The sequence below is a fragment of the Enterococcus sp. DIV2449a genome, from assembly GCF_051711225.1.
Classification (GTDB): Bacteria; Bacillota; Bacilli; order Lactobacillales; family Enterococcaceae; genus Enterococcus_D; species Enterococcus_D casseliflavus.
Genome location: NZ_JBIOME010000001.1, coordinates 2,431,721 through 2,457,500, shown reverse-complemented (window position 1 = coordinate 2,457,500; position 25,780 = coordinate 2,431,721). Strand labels below are relative to the sequence as shown.

Genomic DNA, 25,780 nt, shown 5'->3' with positions numbered 1-25,780 from the left:
AAGAAAGTAAGATCCCTGAGAGATGATCAGGTAGATAGGTCAGAAGTGGAAGGCCAGTGATGGTTGGAGCGGACTGATACTAATCGATCGAGGACTTAACCAAAAAGAAAAAAGCACGTAAACTCGTAGCGTTTTGATTCTTCGATCCAGTTTTGAGTGAGCAAAACTTACTCAATTGAATAGTGTGGTGGCGATAGCAAGAAGGATACACCTGTAACCATGCCGAACACAGAAGTTAAGCTTCTTAGCGCCGATTGTAGTGAAGGGTTTCCCTTTGTGAGAGTAGGACGTCGCCACGCATTTCAATTTTTCCGGCATAGCTCAGTTGGTAGTAGCGCATGACTGTTAATCATGATGTCGTAGGTTCGAGTCCTACTGCCGGAGTTCTCTAATAAGAGAAAACAAGCAAGAGTAATGAGCTTCTTTTAGGCTGGAGAGTTGTCCGAGTGGCCGAAGGAGCATGATTGGAAATCATGTAGATGGCTATCGCTGTCTCAAGGGTTCGAATCCCTTACTCTCCGTTTTAAACTTAGGTCCGTTGGTCAAGTGGTTAAGACACCGCCCTTTCACGGCGGTAACACGGGTTCGAATCCCGTACGGATCATTACAATTTAATGAACAACCTTCGGGGGTTTAGCTCAGCTGGGAGAGCATCTGCCTTACAAGCAGAGGGTCAGCGGTTCGATCCCGTTAACCCCCATTACGGTTTGGTAGTTCAGTTGGTTAGAATGCCTGCCTGTCACGCAGGAGGTCGCGGGTTCGAGTCCCGTCCAGACCGTTTCATTATTTTTGTAAAACTTATATTTTCTTATATGGCTCGGTAGCTCAGTTGGTAGAGCAATGGATTGAAGCTCCATGTGTCGGCAGTTCGATTCTGTCCCGCGCCACCATGGAGGAGTAGCGAAGTGGCTAAACGCGACGGACTGTAAATCCGTTCCTTAGGGTTCAGTGGTTCGAATCCACTCTCCTCCATTCATAGGGGCATAGTTTAAAGGTAGAACAGCGGTCTCCAAAACCGTTAGTGTGGGTTCAATTCCTGCTGCCCCTGCCATTATATATTTCAACAGTTTCTTATCACGGCGGGTGTGGCGAAGTGGTTAACGCACCGGATTGTGGCTCCGGCATTCGTGGGTTCGATTCCCATCACTCGCCCTTTCATTTTTGGGGTATAGCCAAGCGGTAAGGCAACGGACTTTGACTCCGTCATGCGTTGGTTCGAATCCAGCTACCCCAGTACAATCTTCACTTGATTGTAGATTGCAACAATAGTATAATGGCGGTATAGCCAAGTGGTAAGGCAGAGGTCTGCAAAACCTTCATCACCGGTTCAAATCCGGTTACCGCCTTAGTACTAAATACTAACCTTTCAACATGCCGGCGTGGCGGAATTGGCAGACGCGCTGGACTCAAAATCCAGTGCCCGTTGAGGGCGTGCCGGTTCGACCCCGGCCGCCGGTATCATTGATGTATCAGTCTTTTATAAGATTGATACATTTTTTTTGTTTATAAAAGTCTAAAAATACGATTTTGAAGGACCACTCATATAGCAAAGATTTTTTGTTTTGTTACTATTGAAAGCCTTCCCTTAATCTTGTATAGTTTTTACATGAATAGCTGCAAGGAACAGGAAAGAGGGGGATCAAATTGAAATGGTATGAGAATAGAATCAAATCAGCGATAGATGGGACAAATCCAATGGTGATCAAAGAATTGTCTGGCAGTTTTGCTGTTTATGGCGATGTCCAATTTCTTCCCGGATACTGTGTATTATTACCTAAAAGAGAGGTGGCTTCTTTAAATGATCTAGATTTAAGCGAGCGACAGATTTTCTTAACTGATATGACTCTTTTAGGAGATGCTATAATACAAGCTTGTTCTCCATTGAGAATCAATTATGAACTATTGGGAAATACTGATAACTTTCTTCATGCACATTTGTTTCCCCGTTATGAATGGGAAACCGACGAAGCGAAAAAAATGCCTGTTTGGTTGTACGACAAATCCCATTGGACTAATCCAGAGTATCACTATTCAGAAAAAAGAGATGGAGAGCGAAGACAAAAGATAGCCTCTTATTTAGAAAATGCCTATCGCTAGTCTAATGACTCTCCCTGAATCTAGTAACGTCTATTAAAGAACCTCCATGAAGCGATCGCTTCATGGAGGTTCTTTTTCCTTAGATCAATCAACATACTTAAGAACTGCGACTTCTTTTGGTTTCAGAACTACCAACTGTCTGGTTTCTTTGATTAGAAGGTCTGCTCCAGGGGCTTTCAGCTTCACTTTGGTTGTCTGCTCCGTATGGTTTAAGAGAAAGACGAGTGTATAGCCAGCACCTTTGCGACAGGTAACGGAGACTTCAGTAGGAGCAGCCAAGAAGTGCTGGGCATGAGTCGCTAATTTATGATTTTCCAGAATGGTCGCTAAAAATGTAGTTAGCCCTTCAAGAGACAATTCTGTTCCCACGTAATACGCATACCCATCGTCGATCTGATTCATAGTAATGGCTGGCTTATCGGACAAATAACCGGATTGGAAGGTTGCCAAAGCTTTCGCACCATTTAGATGAATGACTTCCTCCCATAGAGAATTGTCGTACCGACGACCTTGGAAGTCAATTTGGTGATGGATAGCTGCTTTCATTGGGTAAAACTCTTCTACAATGATCCCTAAGGTGTCCCTAAACAGTCCTGGATAGCCCCCAAGATAGACTTGGTCATATTCATTGACGATCCCACTAAAGAAATTCGTCAAGAAGATGCCACCTTGTCGCACGTAATCATTGATTTTCTTACCGAAGGCTTCTGGTGCTGAATAGAGATTTGGGGCGATCACTAAAGGATAGCCGTCTAGGGATTCGGAAGGATGGACAAAGTTTACGCTCAGATTTAACGCCCTTAGCGCGCCATACAGGCTGCGTAACTGATGAATGTACTTTAAGGTGCTTGGTTTGGCATCCAATTCCAGCGCCCACCAATTTTCCCAGTCAAAGACAACCGCGACATCAGCCAAGAAGCGCGTCCCAACAATTTCCGACAGTTGCGAAAATTCGTTGCCTAATTGCGCACATTCACGAAAGATACGGCTTGAATGAGGATCTCCGTGAGGCACCATCGCACTATGAAATTTTTCCGCACCGCCACGAGACTGCCGCCATTGAAAGAACATGATGCCATCAGCGCCATGAGCGAGCGCTTCATAACTCCAAAGACGCAGCTGGTTGGGTGTCTTGGCACCATTGATTTGCCGCCAATTAACGGCGCTGGTGGCTTGTTCCATGATCAAAAAAGGTTTTTTCTTTAAACTACGAGTTAGATCGTTAGCAAGAAATTGCGGGTAAGGGATCTTTTCAAAGGGATTCGGGTACGAATTCCAGCTGACTACATCCATTTCGGGTGCCCATTTAAACCCATCCACGTATTTGTGCAAGCCCATAAGATTGGTCATGTAAGGGATGCCTTGTGAATATTTTGCGATCGCCGCCTTTTCGAGTTGATAGAGCTCCAGATTCATGTCGGAAAGAAAACGGCGATAGTCTAACTGCTGCGCAGGATTTTTGAAGGTCGGCATCGCTTCAGGTAGAAAAATTTCGTCCCAGCTACCATAGGATTGACTCCAAAACTTAGTTGACCACGCATCATTCAATCCAGCGATGGTCTGATATTTCTCTGCTAACCATGTCTGAAATCTTTTCCGACAATGATCGCAATAACACTCGTGGATGTGACAGGTATATTCGTTATTGATATGCCACATGACTAGCCCTGGATGATTGGCATAACGGTTTGCGACTGCTTCTGACAAATCGGTGACATATTGACGATAGATAGGGGAAGTCGGACAGTAGTGCTGGCGCGACCCATGAACCAGTCGATTGCCATGAATGGTCACAGGCAGCATCTCAGGATGTTTTTGAACAAGCCAAGCGGGAGGAGATGCCGTTCCATTGGCTAGGTCGATCATGATATTGTTTTCATATAAAAGATCCATCAACCAGTCTAGAAAGTCAAAATCATAGGTGGATTCATCTGGCTGCAGATTGACCCAGCCAAAAATATTGATACTCACATAGTTCACACCTGCTTCTTTCATTAAGCGCATATCTTCAAGAATGACTTCTTTAGACCATTGTTCAGGATTGTAGTCGGCACCATAGTAAAGTTGACGTTGCGTTTTCATCAAATCGCTCCTTTATAGACGTTTCTTTAGCATCAAGATACTTGAATCATAGCAAATATTTATCTGTTTGATAGCGGTACCATTTGAAAATCATGAAATGATCCAAAAAAACAAAGATAGTTCAATCTGGTTTCGCAGCTAGGTCTATTGTCCATCAGTTCTTTTGCCTTGCTGTTTTTTTAACAAAAATATACAATTGAAAAAGGCGGTAAATTACAGTATCTAGAATTTATAATCTTAGATAGTTGTTTTTTTATCGGAGGTTTCTTTTTGCTGAAATGCATGTTTATAACTATATGATCCAGAAAAACTTTGAATCACGAGTAGAAAAAACACGATGAGTCAAAGAAATGAATAATTATGTGTTGAGGAATCATAAAAAATGAATGACATAAGTTATTCAAAAAAATTGCCAAGAAGGAGAGACAAGTTCATGAACCAGCCAATACAGATTTTTTCTGAGATTGCCCCTTTAAAACGGGTGCTGCTGCATCGTCCAGGCGCAGAATTAGAAAACTTGATGCCGGATTATCTTGATCGATTGTTATTTGATGATATTCCTTTTTTAACCCAAGCGCAAAAAGAACATGATTTTTTTGCGGATACGTTAAGAAGCAAAGGGGTGGAAGTCCTTTATTTGGAGGATCTAGCTGCTGAAACATTGACAACAACTGGTGCCAAAGAGGCCTTTTTAGAAGACTATTTAAATGAAACAACGATCCTTGATGAAGAGATTCGCAACGAAGTGCGCAACTTTTTCCTGTCGATTAAAGACAATCGCGCCTTTATCGATCATACGATGGCGGGCTTGAAAAAAAGTGAGGTAGAAATTTCAAAAGCCAGTAACTTAACGGCAATCGTTGAAACAGAATATCCTTTCTTGATCGATCCAATGCCAAACTTGTATTTCACGCGAGATCCGTTTGCTACGATTGGTCACAGTGTTTCCTTGAATCGAATGTATTCTGCAACAAGAAGACGGGAAACCCTCTACGGAAAACAAATTTTTACGCACCATCCGATGTTTGCCCGCAATGAGACGAACTTTTTGTATCATCGGGACGAAACGACGCGGATGGAAGGCGGCGATCAGCTGATTTTATCTGATAAAATCGTGGCGATCGGGATCTCTCAACGAACAGAAGTTGCCTCAATTGAAAAAATTGCCGAAACGATTTTTGCCACAGAACCGAGTTTCGAACATATCTTGGCATTTAATATCGGCGAGGAACGAAAATTTATGCATTTAGATACGGTCTTCACGATGGTGGATCATGATAAGTTCACAATCCATCCAGAAATCGAGGGAGAACTTTCGCTGTATTCAATCACTAAACATAAGGACGGTGTGCGAGTATATGAGGAAAAAGATACGTTGGAAAACATTCTTTGCCGTTATTTAGATTTGCCTGAAGTACACTTGATCCGCTGTGGTGGCGACGATTTAGCAGCGGCAGCTAGAGAGCAATGGAATGATGGGTCTAATACCTTGGCGATTGCACCTGGAGAAGTCGTGGTCTATGACCGCAACACCATTACCAATGGGCTGTTAAAAGAGGCAGGAGTCATTTTGAATGAAATCTCGGGCAGCGAATTGGTTCGCGGACGTGGGGGTCCTCGCTGTATGAGTATGCCGTTTATACGTGAGTAGGTCGATGCTTTGTTATTTTAAATACTTGTTTTTTCTTTAGAAGCATTTAAGTTAAGAAAAAGACGAGAAAAAACTAAAAGAAAGATTTGAAACATTATTTTGTTTCTAATCTTTCTTTTTTGTCATCATTTAACCCCCAATAAAATGAAAAGGATTTCTTTTTGTGAAAATGTGTAATTTTTGTGACTTTTATATGTAAAGACTATAAAAAAACGCTAGGAACCTTGTTCTATCGCAAAATTTATGTTACGGTTATATTAGAAAACGGAAATAGGTGAAGGTATTTGCCACTTATTGATTTTTGACACCCTACGATCAGCGAATGCCATATGCTTGATTTGTAGTGGTTTTTTTTGCGGAAAAAAAGTGAAAGCAGGTGAGAAAATGATAGTAGATGCCATTCGATTATTACAAGAAGCAGAGCAATTTGCGGAAAATAAAAATAAAGAAGCAGAAGCAGAAAAAAAACAATTGGCACAAGCAAGAGAAGAACGGTTGAAGGCGTTTAAAAAAGAGTTGGCAGAAAAAGAAGCCCAACAAAAAGAAGCAATCAACCAAAAAATCGCAGCTGAGTTGGTACAGTCTAAGGAACCACTCTTGGCTAAGACCAAAGCAGAAGTGGAAACACTGCGAACGATCCCTAATGAATTGAAAGAAGAAGCATTAGCAATAATAATAAATAAGGTTGTGACATAAATGGCAATTGCAAAAATGCAAAAGTTCAGTCTGTTGACCTTTTACGATCAGAAAGAAGCTGTTTTAGAGCAGCTGCAAGACTTTCAAGGCGTAGAACTGCTTTCTTCGGAAAAATATTATGATTCTGAAGAAACGACGGGTGTTTTGACACCGGTTCGCGAGGAACAGTCTGAAGAAGAAATGGAGAACCAGTTTGGTCAAGTCAACTGGAGCTTAAATTTTTTAGAAGAATATGTACCCAAAAAAGGAATGCTGGCACAACTGCGGCAACCAATCAAAAAATATACCCTTCAAGAATTAGCTGAAACAGCCCACACCTATCCTTGGCAAGAATTATGCCAAACCCTTCGTAAACAAGACAAACGTCTTCGCTTGATTGATCAAGAAAAACGCGATGTATTAGCACAAGAAGCAGAACTGTCGATCTGGAAGTATTTCAAAGAACGACCAGCTGTTTTAAAAGAATTAAAAAAATCAGGTGGCTTGTTAGGATCGATTCCTACTTCTGAAATGGCTGACTTTACGACCAACAGTGAAAAGCTGCCGCTTGTCTATGTCGAAACCATTTATCAATCACAAACGACAACTTACTTATTGGTACTTTTCCATAAAGATGTAAAAGAAAAAGTAACTACTCTTCTAAAGAAAGCAGCCTTCGAGCAATACATCTACCCTTATGAGGGCATTCCAGAAGAAGATCTGCAAACGATGAAAGAAAAATCCCAACGTCTAATTGATGAAGAAAAAGAAATCAAAGCTTCTCTTGGTGCGATGACAAAAGAGCAAGAAACCTTGCGAATCGTTGCCGAGTATTTAGATGGAGCGATCACTCGCTTAAAAAGCAGTAAAATGCTTTTGCGTTCGACTCATGCGGTCTCGATTTCTGGCTGGGTTCCTGTTGATGGGGCGGCCGAATTAGAAAAACGTATCAAAAAAGGGACCACGGATAACTATTACCTCGAATACCAAGAAGTGACGGAAAAAGAGCTGGCTGATGTGCCGATTTTATTAGAAAACGCACGTTGGATCAAGCCTTTTGAAGGACTTGTTCGGATGTACAGCTTGCCGCAATATGACGAGTTAGATCCGACACCATTTATGGCGCCTTTTTACATGGTGGCATTCGGGATGATGGTTGCCGATTTTGGCTATGGATTGCTCTTGTTTCTGGCGACATTTCTGGGGAAAAAGCTGTTCCACCTCAGCAAAGGCCTGGAACAAAATTTGACCCTCTTTCAGTTGTGCTCGATCCCTACGATTATTTGGGGCTTGATCTATGGCAACTTCTTTGGATTTGAATTCTCATTCCAACTGTTGTCTGCCCAGGATGATGTCAATCAGATCTTAGTCTTATCCGTGATCTTTGGGTACATTCAGATCATGTTTGGCTTGGCGCTGAAATTCTATATTTTATGGAAGAAAAAAGACCAGAAACTGGCTGCGATGTTCCAAGCCGGTTCGTGGATCGTCTTTTTGATCAGTGTCGTTTTTGTCGCCGCAGGAATGCTGCTTTTCCCTGACACCCCGTTACAAACGATTGGGATCGTAATGATCGCTGCCAGTCTTTTAGCAGTGGCAATCGGAGGCAGTTTAGAAGGAAAAACGTTGGCAGGAAAAATCGGTTCTGGATTGTACGGATTGATGGATGTGACCAATTATGTTGGTGACTTGATCAGTTACACCCGTCTGATGGCGTTAGGGGTTGCCGGCGGAAGTATCGCCTCAGCCTTCAACTTGATCATTAGCTACTTGCCGCCAGCAGCCCGGTTCACCGTCGGTATCTTATTATTTGTGGCGCTACATGGCCTGAATATTTTCTTAAGTTACCTTAGTGCGTATGTTCATGGTATCCGCTTGCAGTATTTAGAGTATTTCGGAAAATTCTTTACGGGGGGCGGACGTGCCTTTGACCCGTTCAAATCAAATGAAAATTATGTAGAGATCATCTCAGAAGAAAAGTTACAGGAGGATAATAATGGAAAATTGGATTAGTTTCTTTTACGAAAATGGTGGAATTGTTTTTGCAGCTTTAGGTGTAGCGACCGCAACGATTTGTGGTGGTATCGGATCAACGATCGGTGTGGGGATGACCAGTGAAGCAGCATCAGGCTTGATCTCAGAGCAGCCAGAGAAATTCGGGCAAGCGTTGATTTTGGAATTGCTTTCTAGTACCCAGGGGCTATACGGCTTTGTAATCTCCTTTATGATTTTTGGTCAGATCAGTGGTTCGATCTCATTCGATCGCGGGTTGTATTTGTTTATCGCTTCATTACCGATCGCGTTAACAGCAATTATCGCCGGTAAGTGGCAAGGACGTGCCGCAAGTGCTGCGATGCAGATTTTAGCAAAAAAACCAGAACATGTGACCAAAGGAATTATCTTGGTAGCGATGATGGAAACGTATTGTATTTTAGGGTTCGTTATTTCCTTCTTGCTTGTCTTGAATTAAGAGGAGGGAAAAGTGAATGTCTGATATTACACGTTTAACTGACAAAATAACCGCTGATGCGGAAAAGAAATACCAGCTTCAAATCAAAGAAGCACAAAAAGAAAGTGAAAACCAAGAAAATTTAAAACGAGCACAGTTAGAAAAAGAGCTTAATGAACGGTTAGCTTTTTATGAAAAAGAAAAACGTGCTGCGATGTATTTGGAAATCTCAGATGTGCATATCCAATCAAGAAACAAGGTCTTGGCAGCAAAGCAGTCCGTCTTAGATGAGCTGTTTTCTGAGGCTCTGACCCGTTTGAACACGATGGATCAGGCAGCATTTTATACGTTTATCGCGAAAGGCTTGGCGAATGCACGGTTAACTGGTGAGGTCGAGTTGCTTTTAGGCGAGAAGTCCCGTCATTTCGTTGATGAGGAATTCCTTACTAAGTTGCAAGCATCGGTCCCAGAAGTTCAGCTGAAACTGGTAAATAAAACGATCCCTCGCAAGGGTGGCTTTTTGTTGCGACAAGAAGCAATTGAGTTGAATTTTACCTTTGATGCGCTACTAGAAGCCAACAAAGAAGAGTTAAGCAATACGTTACTGCAATTGATTTTTGAACAGTAAGCAGGTGCAAACAGATGAATGACATCAAATATAATACGTTGAATACGAGAATTCGGACGTATGAATCGCAATTATTCGATCGTAGTCGCTATGAGCGAATGCTCTCAGCTGCCAGCGCAGAGGAAATCTATGGGATGCTGCAAGAAACGGTTTATGGTGACTTCATCAATGAAGATGATCGTGTACACGACTTTGAACAAGTCCTGATGGCTGAGTTGAAACGGGTATACGAAACGATGTATCAGTTGACACCAGAAAAAGCGATCGTTGATTTCTTTGCTTTGAAATATGACTATCAAAATCTGAAAGTTTTAGTAAAAGCGGCATATATGCAAGAAGATTTTTCGGCGTATCTCGTCCCAATCGGCACCCAGCCACTTTCCGTCCTTAAAGATCTGGTCAAGACCAGAAAAAGTACTCAGGTCGCGCAAGAGATGGTTGCCTGTGTGGAAGAAGTCTTTTCTTATATTGAGAACTATCATGAAGTCCAGTCCATCGATATCATCTTTGACAACCATTATTGGGAGCAATTATGGACGATCGGTAAAGAATACCAAGACGAGTTGCTGCAAAGCTTGATTCGCCGTCAAATCGATATCTTCAATATTTCAACAACGTTGCGCAGTTACGCGATGAAACGCAAGCGCGGCTTTATCAGCGCAGTTTTAGCCGACCATGGGAATTTACCTGCAAGTGAGTTGTTAGCAGAAATCACGACTTCTCTTGAGGCGTTTGTGGGATACTTGCAAGGAACCCCTTATAAAGAGCTGATCAATCATAGTTATGAAGAATTGGTAGAAAAGAAGACCTTGAATACCTTTGATATACGTAAAGACAATTTTCTAATGGCGAAGCTCAAAGAACAAAAAATCGTGCCTTTTGGGCCGTCAGCATTGGCAGGGTATCTGTATGCCAAGGAAATTGAAAGCAAGAATTTGCGTATTCTCTTGATTGGTAAAATCAATAAGGTGCCAGAAGAGATTTTAAGAAGTCGGGTGCGTGATAGTTATGCATAAAAAAATAGCAATGATGGGTGGTAAGAACTCGATCTTGCCTTTCAAAGGGCTGGGGATCGATATCTTTCCAGTCAGCGATTTGGATGAAGCCGCCCAACAATTAGAAGAGATAGCTGAAGCGTATGGTGTGATCTTTTTGACCGAGCGGTTGATCGAACAATTAGAACCGATCGTTCGTCGTTACGAAGAAGTACCGACACCAGCGATCATTCCGATTCCAAGTAGTACGGGTAGTTTAGGGATCGGCATGGCACGCATTCAGCAAAATGTGGAAAAAGCGGTAGGAATGAATATATTAGATTCATAACAGACAAGTCAGCCAGCTAGGAGGAATAAATGTGGCATTTGGCACAATTGAAAAAGTATCGGGACCACTGGTCACCGCCTCAGGATTAAGTGGCGCAAAAATCCACGAAATCTGCAAAGTCAGTGACAAGGGCCTTATCGGTGAGATCATTGAGATCAAAAAAGGGCTGGTTTCGATCCAAGTATACGAAGAAACAGCGGGGATCGGACCAGGCGAGCCCGTAGAAACGACAGGCGCACCATTGTCTGTCGAACTAGCACCAGGTTTGTTGACTCAGATGTTTGATGGGATCCAACGACCATTAGATACATTTATGTCGCAAACAGAGAGTGATTTTTTGGAGCGGGGGGTCACCATCGATCCACTGAATCGCCAAAAGAAATGGACCTTCGTCCCACAAGTACAAGTCGGCGATACTGTACAAGCCGGTGATATTTTAGGTTCAGTACAAGAAACTTCGGTGATCGAGCATAAGATCATGGTGCCACCAAACTATGAAGGAACCGTCAAAGAAATCATGGTGGGAAATTTTGCGATTACTGAAGTCATCTGTGTTCTAGAAACCATCGAGGGTGAAAAATCCTTGACAATGGTACAGAAATGGCCGGTTCGTCAACCACGTCCCGTTACTGCTAAATTAAATCCAGGCGAACCGCTAGTCACTGGACAGCGAGTCATCGACACCTATTTTCCAGTGGCAAAAGGCGGATCAGCTGCTGTTCCTGGACCTTTTGGTGCTGGAAAAACAGTCGTTCAGCATCAGATCGCTAAATGGTCAGATGTGGATATCGTGGTCTATGTCGGTTGCGGTGAGCGGGGCAACGAAATGCGGGATGTCATGAACGAATTTCCTGAGTTGATCGATCCGAATACCGGCAAGTCGATCATGGAACGAACGGTATTGATCGCCAATACGTCGAATATGCCAGTTGCTGCTCGGGAAGCCTCGATCTATACAGGAATCACGATCGCGGAATATTACCGCGACATGGGCTATAGTGTTGCCATCATGGCAGATTCAACTTCTCGTTGGGCAGAAGCACTGCGGGAAATGAGTGGCCGATTGCAAGAGATCCCAGGAGATGAAGGCTATCCGGCTTACCTTGGAAGTCGAATTGCGGAATACTATGAGCGAGCAGGGCGTTTCCATTCATTAGGCACGCAGCCTCGAGAAGGAAGCATTACCGCAATTGGTGCGGTTTCACCTGCTGGAGGAGACATCTCAGAACCGGTCACTCAAAATACCTTGCGAATCGTGAAAGTCTTTTGGGCATTGGATAGCATGCTGGCGCAAAAACGGCATTTTCCATCCATCAACTGGATGAATTCCTATTCCCTTTATGAGGATCAAATCAATTCTTATTTGGATCAATTATTAGGTGATCGCTGGTCGGAGCTAGTCAATGAATCAATGGCGATTCTCCAAGAGGAAAGCCGATTAGAAGAAATCGTTCAGCTGGTAGGGATGGATTCTCTTTCCCAAAAAGACCGCTTGACGATGATGACTGCTCGTTCTTTAAGACAAGACTACTTGCAGCAAAACGCCTTTGATGACGTTGACACGTATACATCTCGTAATAAGCAGTTCAAAATGCTGGAAAACATTCTCTACTTTAATGAACAAGCACAGCGTGCATTGCAGCTAGGTGCTTACTTAGATGAGATCGCCAAAGGAACGGTTGATCTGCGTGAGCGCATCGCCCGCAGCAAATACATTCCTGAAGAAGAATTGACTCGCTTGGATACGATCAAGCATGACATCAAAGAAATGTTACAACGAATCATTGAAACTGGAGGTGTTCATTGATGTTAAAAGAATATCGTACAGTTTCCGAAATTGCTGGCCCCTTAATGGTGGTCGAAAATGTTCGAGGCGTGAAATTTGACGAACTCGTTGAGGTCCGCATGGACACAGGTGAGATCCGTCAAGGACAAGTACTGGAAGTCAGTGATGACAATGCTGTTGTCCAAGTCTTTGAAGGTACCAGTAATTTGAGTGCAGAAGAAAGCAAAGCAAGGTTTCTAGGGACTGGTTTGACCCTAGGGGTTTCTCTAGATATGATGGGTCGGGTGTTTGACGGTTTAGGAAAACCAAAAGATAACGGCCCGAGAATCTTGCCAGAAAAACGCATCGATGTAAACGGTGAAGCCATCAATCCGATGGCGCGAGACTTCCCAGATGAATTTATCCAAACGGGGATCTCAACGATCGATCATTTAAATACATTAGTTCGTGGACAAAAACTACCAATCTTTTCTGCGTCTGGTTTGCCTCATAAAGAGATCGCTGCTCAAATCGCACGACAAGCAACAGTACCTAGCCAAGAAGGCAATTTCGCGATCGTCTTCGCAGCAATTGGGATCCCTTTTGAAGAAGCTGAATTTTTCGTGGATGAATTCCGCAAAACCGGTGCGTTAGATCGTTCTGTTTTGTTTATGAACCTTGCCAATGATCCAGCAATCGAACGGATCGCTACACCTAAGATGGCATTGACCGCAGCAGAGTATTTGGCTTTTGAAAAAGGCATGCACGTCTTAGTGATCATGACCGATATGACGAATTACTGTGAAGCGTTGCGAGAAATCTCCGCTGCCCGCCGAGAAGTTCCAGGACGTCGCGGCTATCCAGGGTATCTGTACACCAATTTAGCGACGCTGTATGAACGGGCAGGACGTTTAATGGGCAAAGAAGGATCGGTCACACAAATACCGATCTTAACGATGCCAGATGGCGATAAAACCCACCCGATTCCTGATTTGACCGGCTATATCACGGAAGGACAAATTATTTTGTCGCGGGACCTTTACAAGCGCAATATCAACCCGCCAGTGGATATTTTACCAAGTCTTTCACGGTTGAAGGACAAAGGAACGGGAGAAGGTAAGACCCGTGCCGATCATGCGGCAACGATGAATCAAATCTATGCCGCCTATTCCGATGGGAAAGCTGCCAAAGAGCTATCGATCGTTTTAGGGGAGTCTGCCTTATCTGATCTTGATAAAAAGTACGCGCGCTTTGCTGATCTTTTCGAAAAAGAGTACGTCAATCAAGGATTTGAAACCAATCGGACGATTGAAGAAACGTTAGATTTAGGCTGGAAGTTATTAGCTACCTTGCCAAAACAAGAGTTGAGCCGTATCAAAGAAGAATTTATCGACGCCTATTACCCAACGGACGAGGATGTGAGTTCTTAATGGCGATCTTAAATGTCAATCCGACGCGGATGGAACTAAGTCGTTTGAAAAAACGGCTCACGACGGCAACCCGTGGTCACAAATTATTGAAAGACAAGCAAGATGAGCTGGTGCGCCAGTTCATTCAGCTAGTAAAGAAAAATCAGGAACTTCGTAAAAAGATGGAGACCGCATTGCAAGCAGGAATGGAAGAGTATGTGCTAGCTTCTAGTAGTATTCCCGATGTCGTTTTGCAAGAAGCATTTATGATCCCTTTGAATAAAGTGACCTTAGATGTGCAAAGCCGAACCATCATGAATATGGATGTGCCAGTGTTGAACCCTGTTTACGAAGAAGAAAGCTCGGATGATGATTTTTCCTACGGTTTTGTGAGTACCACCAGTGAGCTGGATCTCTCGTTGTCCCATCTGGATCAAATGCTGCCAGTGATGCTGCAGTTGGCCGAGATCGAGAAAACCTGTCAACTGATGGCCAATGAGATCGAACGGACGAGGCGAAGAGTCAATGCGTTAGAGTATATGACGATTCCCAAGCTGACAGAAACCATTCAATACATCGAAAGCAATCTGGCAGAAGACGAACGAGCAACATTGACTCGCTTGATGAAGGTAACGGACATCATTGCAGAAAACGAAGCGAAGTAAGGCTTTTGCAAGCAGTGTGATTACAGCAAAAAGGCACGTAGAATGAAGCGACCCCCAAAAGTTAGACCAGAAAATCTAACTTTTGGGGGTCGTTATTTGTATGGCAAAATATCCTTTTGAATTAAAACTAAAAATCGTTAAAGAATATCTTAGTGGCGTGGGCGGATATCGGTATCTTGCCAACAAATACGGTATTTCAAGCAAGTCTCAAGTAAGTAATTGGGTGAATGCCTATCGTGAATACGGAGAGGAAGGTCTATTGAGAAAACATCAAAATCAGAAATATTCTGTTCAATTTAAGTTAAATGCGCTAGAGTTATATCAAACAAGTGAGATGTCCTATCGAGAAGTTGCTAGCACTTTAGAAATGAACAACCCTGCGCTTATTGCCAATTGGATGCGTAATTTCAGAGAAGCAGGTATTGAGGGGCTCTCAAAAGAGAAAGGGCGACCACTTACTTTGACTAGAAAAAAAGAAAACAAAAAAGAAAATACAACAACTGAAGAACGCGATCGTATCAAGGCATTAGAAAAGCAAGTCCGATCCCTTCAAATTGAGAATGCCTTTTTAAAAGAGTTGAGGAAGCTGCGAAAACAGGAAGCCCAGCAAAGACGCAAGAATCAATCGCACGAATCATCGCCAGCCTCCGAGGATCATTCAAACTAGTTGAGCTTCTTGAAACATTGAAATTTCCTAAAGCAACCTATATGTATTGGCAGAAACGGTTTGACAGACCAAACCCAGACCAAGAAATTGAAGAAAAAATGCTTGAAATTCGCAAAGAGCATAAAGATTATGGCTGTCTGCGACTAAAAAAAGAATTAGAGAATCAAGGGATTCATGTCAATAAAAAGAAGATTCAACGTCTGATAAAAAAACTAGGTATCGAAGTAAAGTCTTACACTCGAAAATCTCGACGGTACAATTCTTATCGTGGGAAGGTTGGCACTGTCGCCAAAAATCGTATTCATCGTCGGTTTTATACAAATATCTGTCACCAAAAAATTACAACTGATACCACAGAGTTTAAGTATTATGAAGTAGACACCACAGGTGTCGTTCGTCAGAAAAAGCTGTATTTAGATCCTTTCATGGATTTCTACAATAGTGAAATTCTATCTTATCGGATTTCTGAAAAACCAAACGCACTAGCCATAATGGAAGGATTAGAAGAAGCAATCCATATGACAAATGATTGTCCATTTCGTAGAACCTTCCATTCAGATCAAGGATGGGCCTATCAAATGAATGCTTATAAGAATAAATTGAAGCAGCATAAAATCTTCCAGAGTATGTCTCGTAAAGGGAATTGTTTAGATAACTCACCTATGGAAAACTTCTTTGGTTTATTAAAGCAAGAGATTTTTCATGGAGAAGTCTATCGGAGTTTAGATGAATTGAAAACAAAAATTGACCAATATATCTATTATTACAACCATAAACGCATCAAAAAGAAATTAAATTGGCGAAGTCCGGTTCAGTTTCGAGAAGCTGTAAAAACAGCTGTCTAACTGTTAATTTTATCGTACAAAAAAGGAGTGGATTTCTCCACTCCATAAAAGTCTAACTTTTTGGGGTCACTACAGAAAGGAGATTCCTTCTACGTGCCTTTTTGCTTATTAAGAGCGTAAGAGCAGTTGGTCATCTTTCAACTCAGCACCACTATTTTGATGGAACATTTCCATCAATTCAGGGACCGTCAAATGCTGCTTTTGCTCACCGGCAATGTCTACGACGATCTTGCCTTGATGAAGCATGATCAGGCGATTGCCGTAACGAATGGCATCTTCCATGTCATGAGTGACCATGAAAGCCGTCAACTGTTGGGACCGAATCAACTGATCAGTCAATGCCATGACCGTCAATGAGGTCTTAGGATCAAGGGCCGCGGTATGTTCATCTAATAAAATCAATTTAGGCTGTTGCAATGTCGCCATCAAGAGGGTAATCGCTTGACGCTGTCCGCCTGATAACAAACCGATCTCGGCAGAAAGTCGATTTTCTAAGCCTAAGTTTAGGCTGGCTAACTTCTCTTGGAAAAACGCGCGGTTTTTCGCTTTGACGCCTGTCGCAAATCCGCGGACTTGGCCGCGCTTGTAAGCCAATGCTAAATTTTCTTCAACGGTCAAACGAACCGCGGTCCCCATACGTGGATCTTGAAAGACTCGGCTAATATCCTTTGACCGTTTTGTCACGGATAAACGGGTAATGTCTTTCCCATCTAAGGTGATTTTTCCTTGTTCTGTTGGGATCGTTCCTGCAATACTGTTTAAGAGGGTCGATTTTCCAGCACCATTGCCACCGATGATCGTAATAAAATCTCCGGCGTTCATCGTCAGGTCAATGCCTCGCAAGACATGGTTTTCATTGATTGTTCCTTTTTCAAAGGTTTGGTGTAGATTCTCGATTGTTAAGACTGAAGTCATTAGGATTGGCCTCCTTTGGTTTTTGGCAGCATCTTTTTAAGTCCTAGTTTTGAACGAAGCTGCGGTAAGGAGAGGCAGATGACTAAGACGATTGCAGATGCCAATTTGATATCGTTGGCCTCGACATTGAATTCGAATACGACGGCCAAGATAAAGCGATAAACGATTGCCCCGATCACGATGGTGATCAATCGCAAAAGCAAAGATTTATTGGCAAATAAAACTTCTGCAATAATGATTGATGCTAAACCGATCACGATCGTACCGATCCCTGAGTTCAAATCAGCGAAGCCGTTGTTTTGGGCTAAGAGGGCACCAGAGAGGGCGATACAGCCGTTAGAGATCATATAGCCGATAATCTTCATGTTATCAGTGTTGATGCCGTTGGCCTCGCTCATAGCTAAATTGTCGCCCGTCGCTCGCAACGCTAAGCCGATCTCTGTACGGAAAAAGAGGAACAAGCACAAAATGACGATTGCCGCGAAGAGAAAGCCTGCAAGAATCACGGCATTGTTTTTGGTCAGTCCCATGGCTTGAAATTGGGTGAAGACCGTGTCTTGCCCCAGCAAGGCGATGTTGGGAGCACCCATCACACGATTTGTGATGGAATACAGTCCAGTCATCGTGATGATCCCCGCCAATAAGGCAGGGATTTTTAGTTTTGTGTGCAGCAGACCAGATACTAAGCCGGCTACCATGCCGCCGCCAAAGCCCATCAGACTCGCTAAAATAGGCGAGAGACCATTCGTAATACTGATTGCTGCGATCCCAGCGCCTAAGGGGAAACTCCCTTCTGCAGTTAAATCAGCGATATCTAAAATACGGAAGGTTAAAAATACACCAATCGCCAGCAATGCCCAAAGGATCCCTTGAGAGGTGGCAGATTGTAGTAAGAGCAAGAATGTGTCGACTAAATTCATATGATTTCCTCAAATCTAAGTTAGTATGGTTATTCTGGTGCAGTGATGCTGGTAGGATCAATCCCTAAAGCAGCAGCCATCTCTTCATTGACGACTAACTCTAAATTATCCGCTGTTTCAACGGGCGTCGTTGCTGGCTCTGCATCGCCATCCAAAATTTTCGCTGCTAGTTTCCCTGTTTGAATGCCAAGGGATTTATAATCAATACCGTAAGTTGCTAGGGCACCATCATCGACTTGTTCTACGGAACCAGCGACGATCGGTGTTTTGGTTTCTTTGGCAACTTCGCCGACGATTGCAGCAGCAGAGGCAAAGGTATTATCTGTTGGAACATAAATGCCGTCAACATCTTTTGCAAGGCTGGTGGTTACTTGTTGCACATCATTGGTTGTATTGGCGGTCAATACTTTTACATCAACGCCCGCAGCTTTTAAGGCTTCTTCTGCCAAGTCAGCTTGGATTTTTGAATTGGCTTCACCTGCGTTATACATAATGCCGATCGTTTTGGCATCAGGCACGATGCTTAACAGCAAGTTGATCTGTTGCTCAATCGGCACCATGTCTGAAGTACCGGTGATGTTGCGACCAGGTTCTTCATTTGAATCGGCCAATTTCGCTCCAACTAAGTCAGTGACTGCGGTAACTACGATTGGGGTATCGGTGGTTTCATTTGCTAAAGATACAGCAGCAGGGGTGGCAATACCTAATAAAAGATCTGGTGAGGCATTCACTAGGCGTTCGCTCATACTTTTTAAATTATCTTGGCTGTTTTGCGCATTTTGGTATTCGATCGTCAGGTTTTCACCTTCTGTGTAGCCCGCTTCTGCTAAGCCTTCTTTGAACCCTTCATAGGCGGCATTCAAGGAGCCGTGTTCCACGAGTTGTAAAACACCGACTGTTTTTGTTCCATCGTTTTCCTCCGAAGCATTGTTTGATTCGCCACAAGCTGCTAATGCCAGCAAGGAAGCCGTAAGTAACCCAGTTGTGATCCATTTTTTCATTTTCATTGTAACTCCTCCTATAAACGTTTCTTTTTTAATTGGGGTTTACCTGAACAAAAAAATCCATTCAGACAATCGTCTAAATGGATTCGATCCTATACCAAGCGTAAACGTATATTGGCAACCATTTAGAAGATTTTCTACATGGCTGCAAGTTCAAGTTAAAATGCTTTAGCCATCATAGATACAAACAAAACTCGTTTTTGGTTTGCATCCATAATGTGATATGAATACAAACTATCTAAAGTAGCTAAAGTAAAAGGTATTCAGTTGTGGGGATACGGTCGTGTTTAACATAAAAAGTTCCTCCAAACTTGAATTGATTTTAGTATAGACAAAAAAAAGCGGACTGTCAAATGTTTTTCCTGAATTATCTGAAAATTTTTGAATAACACGCAGAAAATATTTGGAAAACAAGTTTTGTTTCAATCATTTTCAAAGAAAGAAAAAAACTTTGTTCCTTCAAGCTTTTTAGCTAAAAAAGAAGCAAAGTTTTTTTCAGGGTCATTCGTTTTCTTCTTTATAATAACGAATGGTATTTTTGATTTCACGAATACTATAAAGCAGATCATCTTCGAAGGATTGATCTTGATCGATATCGATCGTCTCATTGAACATCGCTTCGTATTCAGCGATCGTTAGCTTTTGACGGTCATCGAGCAACGCTTGGTGTGCCGCTTGCGCCAACTGTTTTTCATAGCCAGGTACCAACAAGCCGCTGAAAAATTCAGCAACCGCTCCTGATCCGTAGCTAAATAATCCGATTCGATCATTTGCTTGGAGGCTAGAGGAATTTTCCAATAAAGAGATCAAGCCCAGATACAGTGAACCCGTATACAAGTTGCCGGTACGACGGCTGTAAACGATCGATTCTTCATAGCGAGCCATCAGGCGTTTTTGTTCTGTTTCATCTTCTTCGGCAAAAACAGCCAACAAGGCTTTTTTACCCATTTTTGTATAAGGGATATGGAAGCTCAAAGCCGCATATTCTTTTGCTGTCCGCTGATTTTTTTCGCAATGGGCTTGCCAAACTTGTTTGAAAGAATCGATATAAACGGCATTTGACAAATGACCATCTACCATTGGATATTGATGTCCTACTGGACGCCAAAAATCATAAATATCTTGCGTCAACATCAAATTATCATTTTCAAGCTGCAAAATTGCTGGATCCGCCGAGATCAACATAGCAACAGCGCCCACACCTTGAGTCGGCTCGCCACCAGAAGCTAAGCCATAACGGGCGATATCTGAAGCCACGACCAAAACTTTGCTTTGTGGATTGGCTTGTACATGGGCTTTGGCAAATTGTAAGCCCGCCGTTGCGCCGTAACACGCCTCTTTGATTTCAAAGGACCGTGCAAATGGCTGGATACCTAATAGGCGATGCAAAACCACTGCCGAAGCTTTTGATTCATCGATGCCAGATTCTGTTCCGACGATCACCATATCAATTGCTTGTAAATCTTCTTTCGTAAGGATATCTTTTGCCGCGTGCATGGCAAAGGTGACGATATCTTGTGTTTTTTTATTGACCGCCATTTGATCTTGACCGATCCCGATCGTAAATTTATTCGGGTCTACCTCTCGGGCGTGAGCTAGATCAACCATATCTATAAAATAGGGGGGGACAAAAAAATTTATTTTATCAATACCAACGTTCATTCCGTCGCTCCTTTATGTTCTACATACTTAGTAGGCTACACGTTCTAAGGTATCATATTTTTTGAAAAAAATGAAAAAGAATTGATTAGAATTTAAACTTTATTAAAGAAAGTAGAAAAGGGTGCGACAACCGAATGTGGGGTATTCTTTTTTGGAGGATTTAATGATATATTTCAAGAGGAGGTGACGTACGTGGAAGAAGTTGTCATTATCGACGCACTAAGAACGCCAATTGGCAAATACCATGGGTCATTAAAAGAATATACAGCGGTAGAATTAGGAACAGTCGCTGCAAAAGCCTTGTTGGCAAGAAACCAACAAGCAAAAGAACATATCGCACAAGTGATTATCGGAAATGTGCTACAAGCAGGCAGTGGTCAAAATCCAGGACGCCAAGTTTCCTTGCAAAGTGGGCTTTCCTCAGATATTCCAGCCTCAACGATCAACGAAGTATGTGGTTCGGGAATGAAAGCGATTCTAATGGGGATGGAGCAAATTCAATTGAACAAGGCATCCGTCGTATTGACTGGTGGGATTGAAAGTATGACGAATGCGCCGCTCTTTAGTTATTATAACAAGGCGGAAGATCAGTATTCAGCTCCGGTGTCAACAATGATGCATGACGGATTAACAGATGCATTCAGTAGCAAGCCGATGGGACTGACGGCTGAGACGGTAGCAGAAAGATACGGGATCACTCGCAAAGAGCAAGATGAGTTTGCCTACCACTCCCAAATGAAAGCTGCCAAAGCGCAAGCAGCAAAGAAATTTGATCAAGAGATCGTGCCGTTGACTGAAAAATCGGCGACCGTTCTTCAGGACGAAGGCATTCGCGCCGCTACGACAGTCGAAAAATTAGCTGAATTAAAAACAGTTTTCAAAAAAGACGGTACGGTGACTGCTGGGAACGCCTCAACCATCAATGATGGGGCGGCCATGGTCTTGATCGCGTCAAAAAGCTATTGTGAAGAGCATCAGATTCCTTATCTGGCAGTGATCAAAGAGATCGTCGAAGTCGGTTTCGCCCCAGAGATCATGGGAATCTCACCAATCAAAGCAATCGATACGTTACTGAAAAAGCAAGCACTGACGATTGAAGATATCGGTATTTTTGAGATCAATGAAGCCTTTGCAGCTTCTTCGATCGTAGTAGAACGTGAACTTGGTTTGGATCCGAAGAAAGTCAACCGATACGGCGGGGGCATTTCACTGGGACATGCCATTGGAGCGACTGGCGCGCGGATCGCAACGACCGTCGCTTATCAGCTAAAAGACACCCAAGAGCGCTATGGAATCGCCTCTTTGTGTGTCGGTGGCGGATTAGGGCTAGCGATGCTGTTAGAAAATCCTTCGGCGACAGCAAGTCAAACGAATTTTGATGAAGAGTCGGCATCAGAAAAAACAGAAAAAAAAAAGTTCTACGCCCTCGCGCCTAATGAACGATTAGCCTTTCTTGAAGCACAAGGAGCGATCACAGCAGCAGAATCCTTGGTTTTTCAAGAAATGACGCTAAACAAGGAAACTGCTAATCACTTGATCGAAAACCAAATCAGTGAAGTAGAGATCCCGTTAGGCGTAGGGCTGAACCTGCAAGTGAATGGCAAAGCATACAATGTCCCGTTAGCCACAGAAGAACCCTCGGTGATCGCAGCGATGAGCAATGGAGCAAAAATGGCTGGGCCCATTACGACGACCAGTCAAGAACGTTTGCTTCGAGGCCAGATCGTCTTTATGGATGTTCAGGATCCGGAAGCGATTTTGGCAAAAGTTGAATCCGAGCAAGCAACGATCTTTGCAGTGGCGAATGAGACGTATCCTTCCATCGTGAAACGCGGCGGTGGATTGCGAAGAGTGATCGGTCGGAACTTCTCGCCAGCAGAATCTGACTTAGCAACCGCTTATGTGTCGATCGATTTAATGGTTGATGTCAAAGATGCGATGGGCGCCAATATCATCAATTCGATTTTAGAAGGAGTGGCAGAGCTTTTTCGCAAATGGTTCCCAGAAGTAGAAATTCTCTTTAGTATTTTAAGCAATCTCGCTACGGAATCGTTAGTAACAGCCACTTGCTCGGTGCCTTTTGACAAATTGTGCAAGAACGGGAATGGCAGACAAGTTGCCGAAAAAATTGTTCATGCAGCTGATTTTGCCAAGATCGATCCATATCGTGCCGCTACCCATAACAAAGGGATCATGAATGGCGTTGAAGCGCTGATTTTGGCTACCGGAAACGACACTCGCGCCGTTTCTGCCGCTTGTCATGGCTATGCTGCCCGTAATGGCCGCATGCAAGGGTTGACTTCCTGGGCAATCGTAGAAGACCGTTTGATTGGTAGTATCACACTGCCGTTGGCGATCGCCACAGTCGGGGGTGCCACAAAAGTATTGCCAAAAGCCCAAGCGGCGTTGGCATTGACTGGTGTTGAAACGGCGAGTGAGTTAGCTTCGCTGGCGGCAAGTGTCGGGTTGGTTCAGAATCTGGCAGCGTTGCGGGCATTGGTTTCAGAAGGTATCCAGCAAGGCCATATGAGCATGCAAGCTCGTTCATTAGCTATTTCAGTTGGGGCAAAAGGAACCGAGATTGAACAGCTGGCAGCTAAGCTACGAGCTGCGACTCAAATGAACCAAGAGCAAGCCCGTAAATTTTTAACCGAAATACGCAATTAAAAAAGGTTCTCTAGTTTTTAAAACTTTTTATCCTAAACAATAAATGGAAAGGTCGAATCCCCTTATTAAAGGGAGTTCGTCCTTTTTTTGTTTTGGAGATAATAATGCAATAGATAAAAAATCTTGCTGTACTTTTGCTGATAGAGGACTTTTTTTATTTGTCGGTTCCAAGCAGCGATTTATCAAACATAGTTTTACTAGGACAAAAAGAAAAAACAACTATGACAAAAAACGCTTTCAATTATACATCTTTTTACGAAGAATCAAAGCTATAATGATTTCATCAGGAGGGAATCAAATGAATGAACGGATCCGAAGAATTCTCACACGATTGGTAAAAAAACCCGAGACAAAGATGGCAGAGTTAACCACATCACTTTCTTTAACAAGAAGACAGATTAATTATTCCATTAAGCAATTTAATGAGGAGTTACTTGAAAACGGTTTGCCTCAAATCAGGCGTAACCATATGGGAGATTTTATTATTCCTTTAGAAGTGTTACGAATGATTTCTCTTGAACAAAATAAAGAAGATTCTTCTGCCATGGTTACTATTTTCTCTGAATATGAGCGGATTGCCATCATGTTAAGTTATTTATGTACTAATACCGATTACATTGGTATGGATCATTTTACACAGCTCTTATCGGTAAGTCGCAATACGATTCAAGAAGATTTAAAGAAAGCGAAGCAGTTTGTTAGCAAATACGCCCTGTCCATTCACTATGATCGTCAAAGCGGTTATCAACTGCAAGGATTGGAAAGGAGAATCTTACAACTGCTCTCTGATTTAATTAATCAGCATTCATTATTTCGTCTTGATGATATTAAAGGAAAATTGGCACCGACTATTCCCGAAGAAGAGGTTGTTCATTTGATACACAACATGGAGCAATTGCTTCATTTAAGGTACTCAGATGAATCTATTGATTATCTGCAATCAGCTGTAAGAATGACCTTGCAACGTGCAACTTCACCGATTGCTTCAAAAGATGAAATGGTACAAATAGAGATTCGAAAAACTCCAGAATATAAAGTTCTGACTATTTTGCTTCAAGATACACCTTGGTCCAGCATGTCTCCTAACTATCTTTCTTGGCTAGCTCTGCTATTTTTAACATCTAATATTTTTGAACGTAAGACGACTCAAGTATTTGATTCAGATAGTGAATTAAGATGTTTGATCAGTGAAATGGTTACAAGTTTTCAAAACCAAACACTAATTATGATTGAAGATAGAGAGGCATTTGAACGTCGGATTTTGGGCCATCTGCGTCCAGCGTGTTTTCGTATAAAATACAATTTGAGCTTGGGCATGTACTCCCTTGATAGCTTAGTTCAAGATAGCAACCATGCAATTTTGAAGGATCTTATGAAGGAGCTGATTGTTCCCACAGAAAACTGGTTAGGCCGAGCGTTTCCAAATGATGAGTTGGCACTTCTATCTTATTACTTTGGTTTTCAATTAATGAGTCCTCGTCAAATAGCAGCGCAATTACCAAGGGCAGTAGTTGTCTGTGCAAATGGGGTTATGGTTTCAAAACTGATGCGAGAAAATTTAAAAAAACTATTTCCCGAGTTACATTTTTTAGCTTCATTTTCAGTAAGAGATTTTTATAAATTTGGAACGGATTATGACTTGGTTTTTACAACTACTGCATTAAACAGTGAATTACCGCAATTTATTATTGATCCTATCATGACTTATAAGCAGCAGATCAGTCTGCGATACCGTGTGTTAAAAGAGTTAGGATTAAATGAAGTAGACCGCTCAGTTGATGAGTTGTTTTCGGTGATTCGCACATATGCTCAAGTAAATGATACGAAGCAACTAAGGGAAGAGTTAGAGTACTTTTTATTGAAGCAAAAGCAAGATTCACCTTCAGAAAATTTTAAAGCGTTACCATCATTGACTGATTATTTAAAACCCGATTTTATAAGAAGAACGTCAGAGAAGCTAACTTGGCAACAAGCAGTGAAATTTGTTTGCCATCCTTTGTTAGAAAATCAGATGATTACAGAGCTGTTTATTCAAGATTGTTTGGATCAAATCGAAGAACAAGGATACGCTGGGTATTTAGGGAGTCAAACGTGTATCCCGCATACAGCACCACAAAATGGCGTGTTAAAAGATGGGATAAGTCTATTGATTGCTGCTGAGCCAATCGCTTTTCCAAACGGTAAAAAAATCCATTTTATTTATCCATTATCGTTTTATGATTTGACGAAACATTTGAAAGCTGTGAATCAGTTAGCAGATATTAGTAATGATTCTACGTTTTTAAATCGTTTGAAGGAAAGCTCAGATACGAAAACAGCTTATCAGCTAATTAGACAAGTGACTTAGGAGGAAAAC

Annotated in this window: 20 protein-coding genes, 12 tRNA genes and 2 rRNA genes (1 of these 34 only partly in view); 29 read left to right on the top strand and 5 right to left on the bottom strand. The window is 42.5% G+C overall.

Annotation, left to right across the window (positions count from 1 at the left end; translation table 11 throughout):
* From IGI76_RS11595 to IGI76_RS11525, 15 genes are all read left to right on the top strand, one after another.
* Window positions 1-103: ribosomal RNA gene (locus tag IGI76_RS11595) — 23S ribosomal RNA — on the top strand; it begins 2,812 nt to the left of the window's first position.
* A gap of 80 nt (window positions 104-183) precedes the next feature.
* Window positions 184-299 (top strand): 5S ribosomal RNA (rrf, locus tag IGI76_RS11590).
* A gap of 11 nt (window positions 300-310) precedes the next feature.
* A tRNA-Asn gene (locus IGI76_RS11585) sits at window positions 311-384 on the top strand.
* A gap of 48 nt (window positions 385-432) precedes the next feature.
* A tRNA-Ser gene (locus IGI76_RS11580) sits at window positions 433-521 on the top strand.
* Window positions 522-532: 11 nt separating this feature from the next.
* A tRNA-Glu gene (locus IGI76_RS11575) sits at window positions 533-604 on the top strand.
* Window positions 605-627: 23 nt separating this feature from the next.
* Window positions 628-700 (top strand) — tRNA-Val (locus IGI76_RS11570).
* Between the two features lie 4 nt (window positions 701-704).
* Window positions 705-778, top strand: a tRNA-Asp gene (locus IGI76_RS11565).
* 36 nt (window positions 779-814) lie between these two features.
* Window positions 815-890 (top strand) — tRNA-Phe (locus tag IGI76_RS11560).
* Window position 891: 1 nt separating this feature from the next.
* A tRNA-Tyr gene (locus tag IGI76_RS11555) sits at window positions 892-972 on the top strand.
* Window positions 973-977: 5 nt separating this feature from the next.
* Window positions 978-1,051: transfer RNA gene (locus tag IGI76_RS11550), tRNA-Trp, on the top strand.
* Window positions 1,052-1,079: 28 nt separating this feature from the next.
* A tRNA-His gene (locus IGI76_RS11545) sits at window positions 1,080-1,152 on the top strand.
* 10 nt (window positions 1,153-1,162) lie between these two features.
* Window positions 1,163-1,234, top strand: a tRNA-Gln gene (locus tag IGI76_RS11540).
* A gap of 41 nt (window positions 1,235-1,275) precedes the next feature.
* Window positions 1,276-1,346, top strand: a tRNA-Cys gene (locus IGI76_RS11535).
* A gap of 27 nt (window positions 1,347-1,373) precedes the next feature.
* A tRNA-Leu gene (locus IGI76_RS11530) sits at window positions 1,374-1,458 on the top strand.
* 186 nt (window positions 1,459-1,644) lie between these two features.
* Window positions 1,645-2,097, top strand: coding sequence for an HIT family protein (locus IGI76_RS11525; RefSeq protein WP_015510095.1), 453 nt, complete (start codon window positions 1,645-1,647; stop codon window positions 2,095-2,097).
* Window positions 2,098-2,181: 84 nt separating this feature from the next.
* On the opposite strand, the gene IGI76_RS11520 is transcribed toward IGI76_RS11525, so the two are convergent.
* On the bottom strand, window positions 2,182-4,179 hold the full coding sequence (locus IGI76_RS11520) for a beta-galactosidase (protein ID WP_438781556.1): 1,998 nt from the start codon (window positions 4,177-4,179) through the stop codon (window positions 2,182-2,184).
* A 433-nt stretch (window positions 4,180-4,612) separates the two neighbouring features.
* Between IGI76_RS11520 and arcA the strand changes: the two genes are divergently transcribed.
* The 12 genes from arcA to IGI76_RS11460 all read left to right on the top strand — a co-directional run bounded on the left by arcA (window position 4,613) and on the right by IGI76_RS11460 (window position 16,256).
* Complete coding sequence (gene arcA / locus IGI76_RS11515) at window positions 4,613-5,830, top strand: arginine deiminase (protein ID WP_010749205.1); 1,218 nt, start codon at window positions 4,613-4,615, stop codon at window positions 5,828-5,830.
* Window positions 5,831-6,214: 384 nt separating this feature from the next.
* The gene (locus IGI76_RS11510) at window positions 6,215-6,526 is read left to right on the top strand and encodes a hypothetical protein (RefSeq protein WP_231435169.1); all 312 of its coding nucleotides are present in this window, start codon (window positions 6,215-6,217) and stop codon (window positions 6,524-6,526) included.
* Window positions 6,527-8,518 carry a V-type ATP synthase subunit I gene (locus IGI76_RS11505; protein ID WP_015510091.1) on the top strand — a complete coding sequence of 664 codons (1,992 nt, stop codon included), beginning with the start codon at window positions 6,527-6,529 and terminating at the stop codon, window positions 8,516-8,518.
* Entirely contained in the window at window positions 8,502-8,975 is a 474-nt protein-coding gene (locus IGI76_RS11500; protein ID WP_005229236.1) for a V-type ATP synthase subunit K, read from the top strand. Before IGI76_RS11505 ends, IGI76_RS11500 begins: the two co-directional genes overlap by 17 nt.
* Window positions 8,976-8,991: 16 nt before the next feature.
* Entirely contained in the window at window positions 8,992-9,582 is a 591-nt protein-coding gene (locus tag IGI76_RS11495) for a V-type ATP synthase subunit E (RefSeq protein WP_005229237.1), read from the top strand.
* 14 nt (window positions 9,583-9,596) lie between these two features.
* Window positions 9,597-10,598 (top strand): V-type ATP synthase subunit C, encoded by a 1,002-nt coding sequence (locus IGI76_RS11490; RefSeq protein ID WP_005229238.1) that lies wholly within the window; start codon window positions 9,597-9,599, stop codon window positions 10,596-10,598.
* Entirely contained in the window at window positions 10,591-10,905 is a 315-nt protein-coding gene (locus IGI76_RS11485; RefSeq protein WP_016613063.1) for a V-type ATP synthase subunit F, read from the top strand. The genes IGI76_RS11490 and IGI76_RS11485 overlap by 8 nt, the downstream gene beginning before the upstream one ends.
* A 31-nt stretch (window positions 10,906-10,936) precedes the next feature.
* Window positions 10,937-12,712: a V-type ATP synthase subunit A gene (locus IGI76_RS11480; protein WP_231435168.1), complete on the top strand. Its 1,776-nt coding sequence runs from the start codon at window positions 10,937-10,939 to the stop codon at window positions 12,710-12,712.
* Window positions 12,712-14,100, top strand: coding sequence for a V-type ATP synthase subunit B (locus IGI76_RS11475; protein WP_005237151.1), 1,389 nt, complete (start codon window positions 12,712-12,714; stop codon window positions 14,098-14,100). Before IGI76_RS11480 ends, IGI76_RS11475 begins: the two co-directional genes overlap by 1 nt.
* Window positions 14,100-14,744 (top strand): V-type ATP synthase subunit D, encoded by a 645-nt coding sequence (locus IGI76_RS11470; RefSeq protein ID WP_005229243.1) that lies wholly within the window; start codon window positions 14,100-14,102, stop codon window positions 14,742-14,744. The genes IGI76_RS11475 and IGI76_RS11470 overlap by 1 nt, the downstream gene beginning before the upstream one ends.
* Window positions 14,745-14,844: 100 nt before the next feature.
* Window positions 14,845-15,411: a helix-turn-helix domain-containing protein gene (locus IGI76_RS11465; protein ID WP_016249835.1), complete on the top strand. Its 567-nt coding sequence runs from the start codon at window positions 14,845-14,847 to the stop codon at window positions 15,409-15,411.
* On the top strand, window positions 15,369-16,256 hold the full coding sequence (locus IGI76_RS11460; protein ID WP_438781735.1) for an IS3 family transposase: 888 nt from the start codon (window positions 15,369-15,371) through the stop codon (window positions 16,254-16,256). The genes IGI76_RS11465 and IGI76_RS11460 overlap by 43 nt, the downstream gene beginning before the upstream one ends.
* Before the next feature lie 108 nt (window positions 16,257-16,364).
* On the opposite strand, the gene IGI76_RS11455 is transcribed toward IGI76_RS11460, so the two are convergent.
* The 4 genes from IGI76_RS11455 to IGI76_RS11440 all read right to left on the bottom strand — a co-directional run bounded on the left by IGI76_RS11455 (window position 16,365) and on the right by IGI76_RS11440 (window position 20,757).
* Complete coding sequence (locus tag IGI76_RS11455) at window positions 16,365-17,171, bottom strand: ABC transporter ATP-binding protein (protein ID WP_005237149.1); 807 nt, start codon at window positions 17,169-17,171, stop codon at window positions 16,365-16,367.
* Entirely contained in the window at window positions 17,171-18,091 is a 921-nt protein-coding gene (locus IGI76_RS11450) for an ABC transporter permease (RefSeq protein WP_005229245.1), read from the bottom strand. Before IGI76_RS11450 ends, IGI76_RS11455 begins: the two co-directional genes overlap by 1 nt.
* Window positions 18,092-18,120: 29 nt before the next feature.
* The gene (locus IGI76_RS11445) at window positions 18,121-19,098 is read right to left on the bottom strand and encodes an ABC transporter substrate-binding protein (RefSeq protein WP_151195644.1); all 978 of its coding nucleotides are present in this window, start codon (window positions 19,096-19,098) and stop codon (window positions 18,121-18,123) included.
* Window positions 19,099-19,596: 498 nt separating this feature from the next.
* A complete protein-coding gene (locus IGI76_RS11440; RefSeq protein ID WP_333718636.1) occupies window positions 19,597-20,757 on the bottom strand; it encodes a hydroxymethylglutaryl-CoA synthase in 1,161 nt (386 codons plus the stop codon).
* A gap of 192 nt (window positions 20,758-20,949) precedes the next feature.
* On the opposite strand from IGI76_RS11440, the gene IGI76_RS11435 reads away from it, so the two are divergent.
* Window positions 20,950-23,424 (top strand): hydroxymethylglutaryl-CoA reductase, degradative, encoded by a 2,475-nt coding sequence (locus IGI76_RS11435; RefSeq protein ID WP_333718635.1) that lies wholly within the window; start codon window positions 20,950-20,952, stop codon window positions 23,422-23,424.
* Between the two features lie 298 nt (window positions 23,425-23,722).
* The gene (locus IGI76_RS11430) at window positions 23,723-25,771 is read left to right on the top strand and encodes a BglG family transcription antiterminator (protein ID WP_333718634.1); all 2,049 of its coding nucleotides are present in this window, start codon (window positions 23,723-23,725) and stop codon (window positions 25,769-25,771) included.
* The last annotated feature ends 9 nt before the right edge of the window (window positions 25,772-25,780 follow it).

Excerpts from the sequence above, each read along its gene's own strand:
- IGI76_RS11520 (WP_438781556.1), bottom strand. The coding sequence starts at position 4,179 with ATGAAAACGCAACGTCAACTTTACTATGGTGCCGACTACAATCCTGAA.
- arcA (WP_010749205.1), top strand. The coding sequence starts at position 4,613 with ATGAACCAGCCAATACAGATTTTTTCTGAGATTGCCCCTTTAAAACGG.
- IGI76_RS11510 (WP_231435169.1), top strand. The coding sequence starts at position 6,215 with ATGATAGTAGATGCCATTCGATTATTACAAGAAGCAGAGCAATTTGCG.
- IGI76_RS11505 (WP_015510091.1), top strand. The coding sequence starts at position 6,527 with ATGGCAATTGCAAAAATGCAAAAGTTCAGTCTGTTGACCTTTTACGAT.
- IGI76_RS11500 (WP_005229236.1), top strand. The coding sequence starts at position 8,502 with ATGGAAAATTGGATTAGTTTCTTTTACGAAAATGGTGGAATTGTTTTT.
- IGI76_RS11495 (WP_005229237.1), top strand. The coding sequence starts at position 8,992 with ATGTCTGATATTACACGTTTAACTGACAAAATAACCGCTGATGCGGAA.
- IGI76_RS11490 (WP_005229238.1), top strand. The coding sequence starts at position 9,597 with ATGAATGACATCAAATATAATACGTTGAATACGAGAATTCGGACGTAT.
- IGI76_RS11485 (WP_016613063.1), top strand. The coding sequence starts at position 10,591 with ATGCATAAAAAAATAGCAATGATGGGTGGTAAGAACTCGATCTTGCCT.
- IGI76_RS11475 (WP_005237151.1), top strand. The coding sequence starts at position 12,712 with ATGTTAAAAGAATATCGTACAGTTTCCGAAATTGCTGGCCCCTTAATG.
- IGI76_RS11470 (WP_005229243.1), top strand. The coding sequence starts at position 14,100 with ATGGCGATCTTAAATGTCAATCCGACGCGGATGGAACTAAGTCGTTTG.
- IGI76_RS11465 (WP_016249835.1), top strand. The coding sequence starts at position 14,845 with ATGGCAAAATATCCTTTTGAATTAAAACTAAAAATCGTTAAAGAATAT.
- IGI76_RS11455 (WP_005237149.1), bottom strand. The coding sequence starts at position 17,171 with ATGACTTCAGTCTTAACAATCGAGAATCTACACCAAACCTTTGAAAAA.
- IGI76_RS11450 (WP_005229245.1), bottom strand. The coding sequence starts at position 18,091 with ATGAATTTAGTCGACACATTCTTGCTCTTACTACAATCTGCCACCTCT.
- IGI76_RS11445 (WP_151195644.1), bottom strand. The coding sequence starts at position 19,098 with ATGAAAATGAAAAAATGGATCACAACTGGGTTACTTACGGCTTCCTTG.
- IGI76_RS11440 (WP_333718636.1), bottom strand. The coding sequence starts at position 20,757 with ATGAACGTTGGTATTGATAAAATAAATTTTTTTGTCCCCCCCTATTTT.
- IGI76_RS11430 (WP_333718634.1), top strand. The coding sequence starts at position 23,723 with ATGAATGAACGGATCCGAAGAATTCTCACACGATTGGTAAAAAAACCC.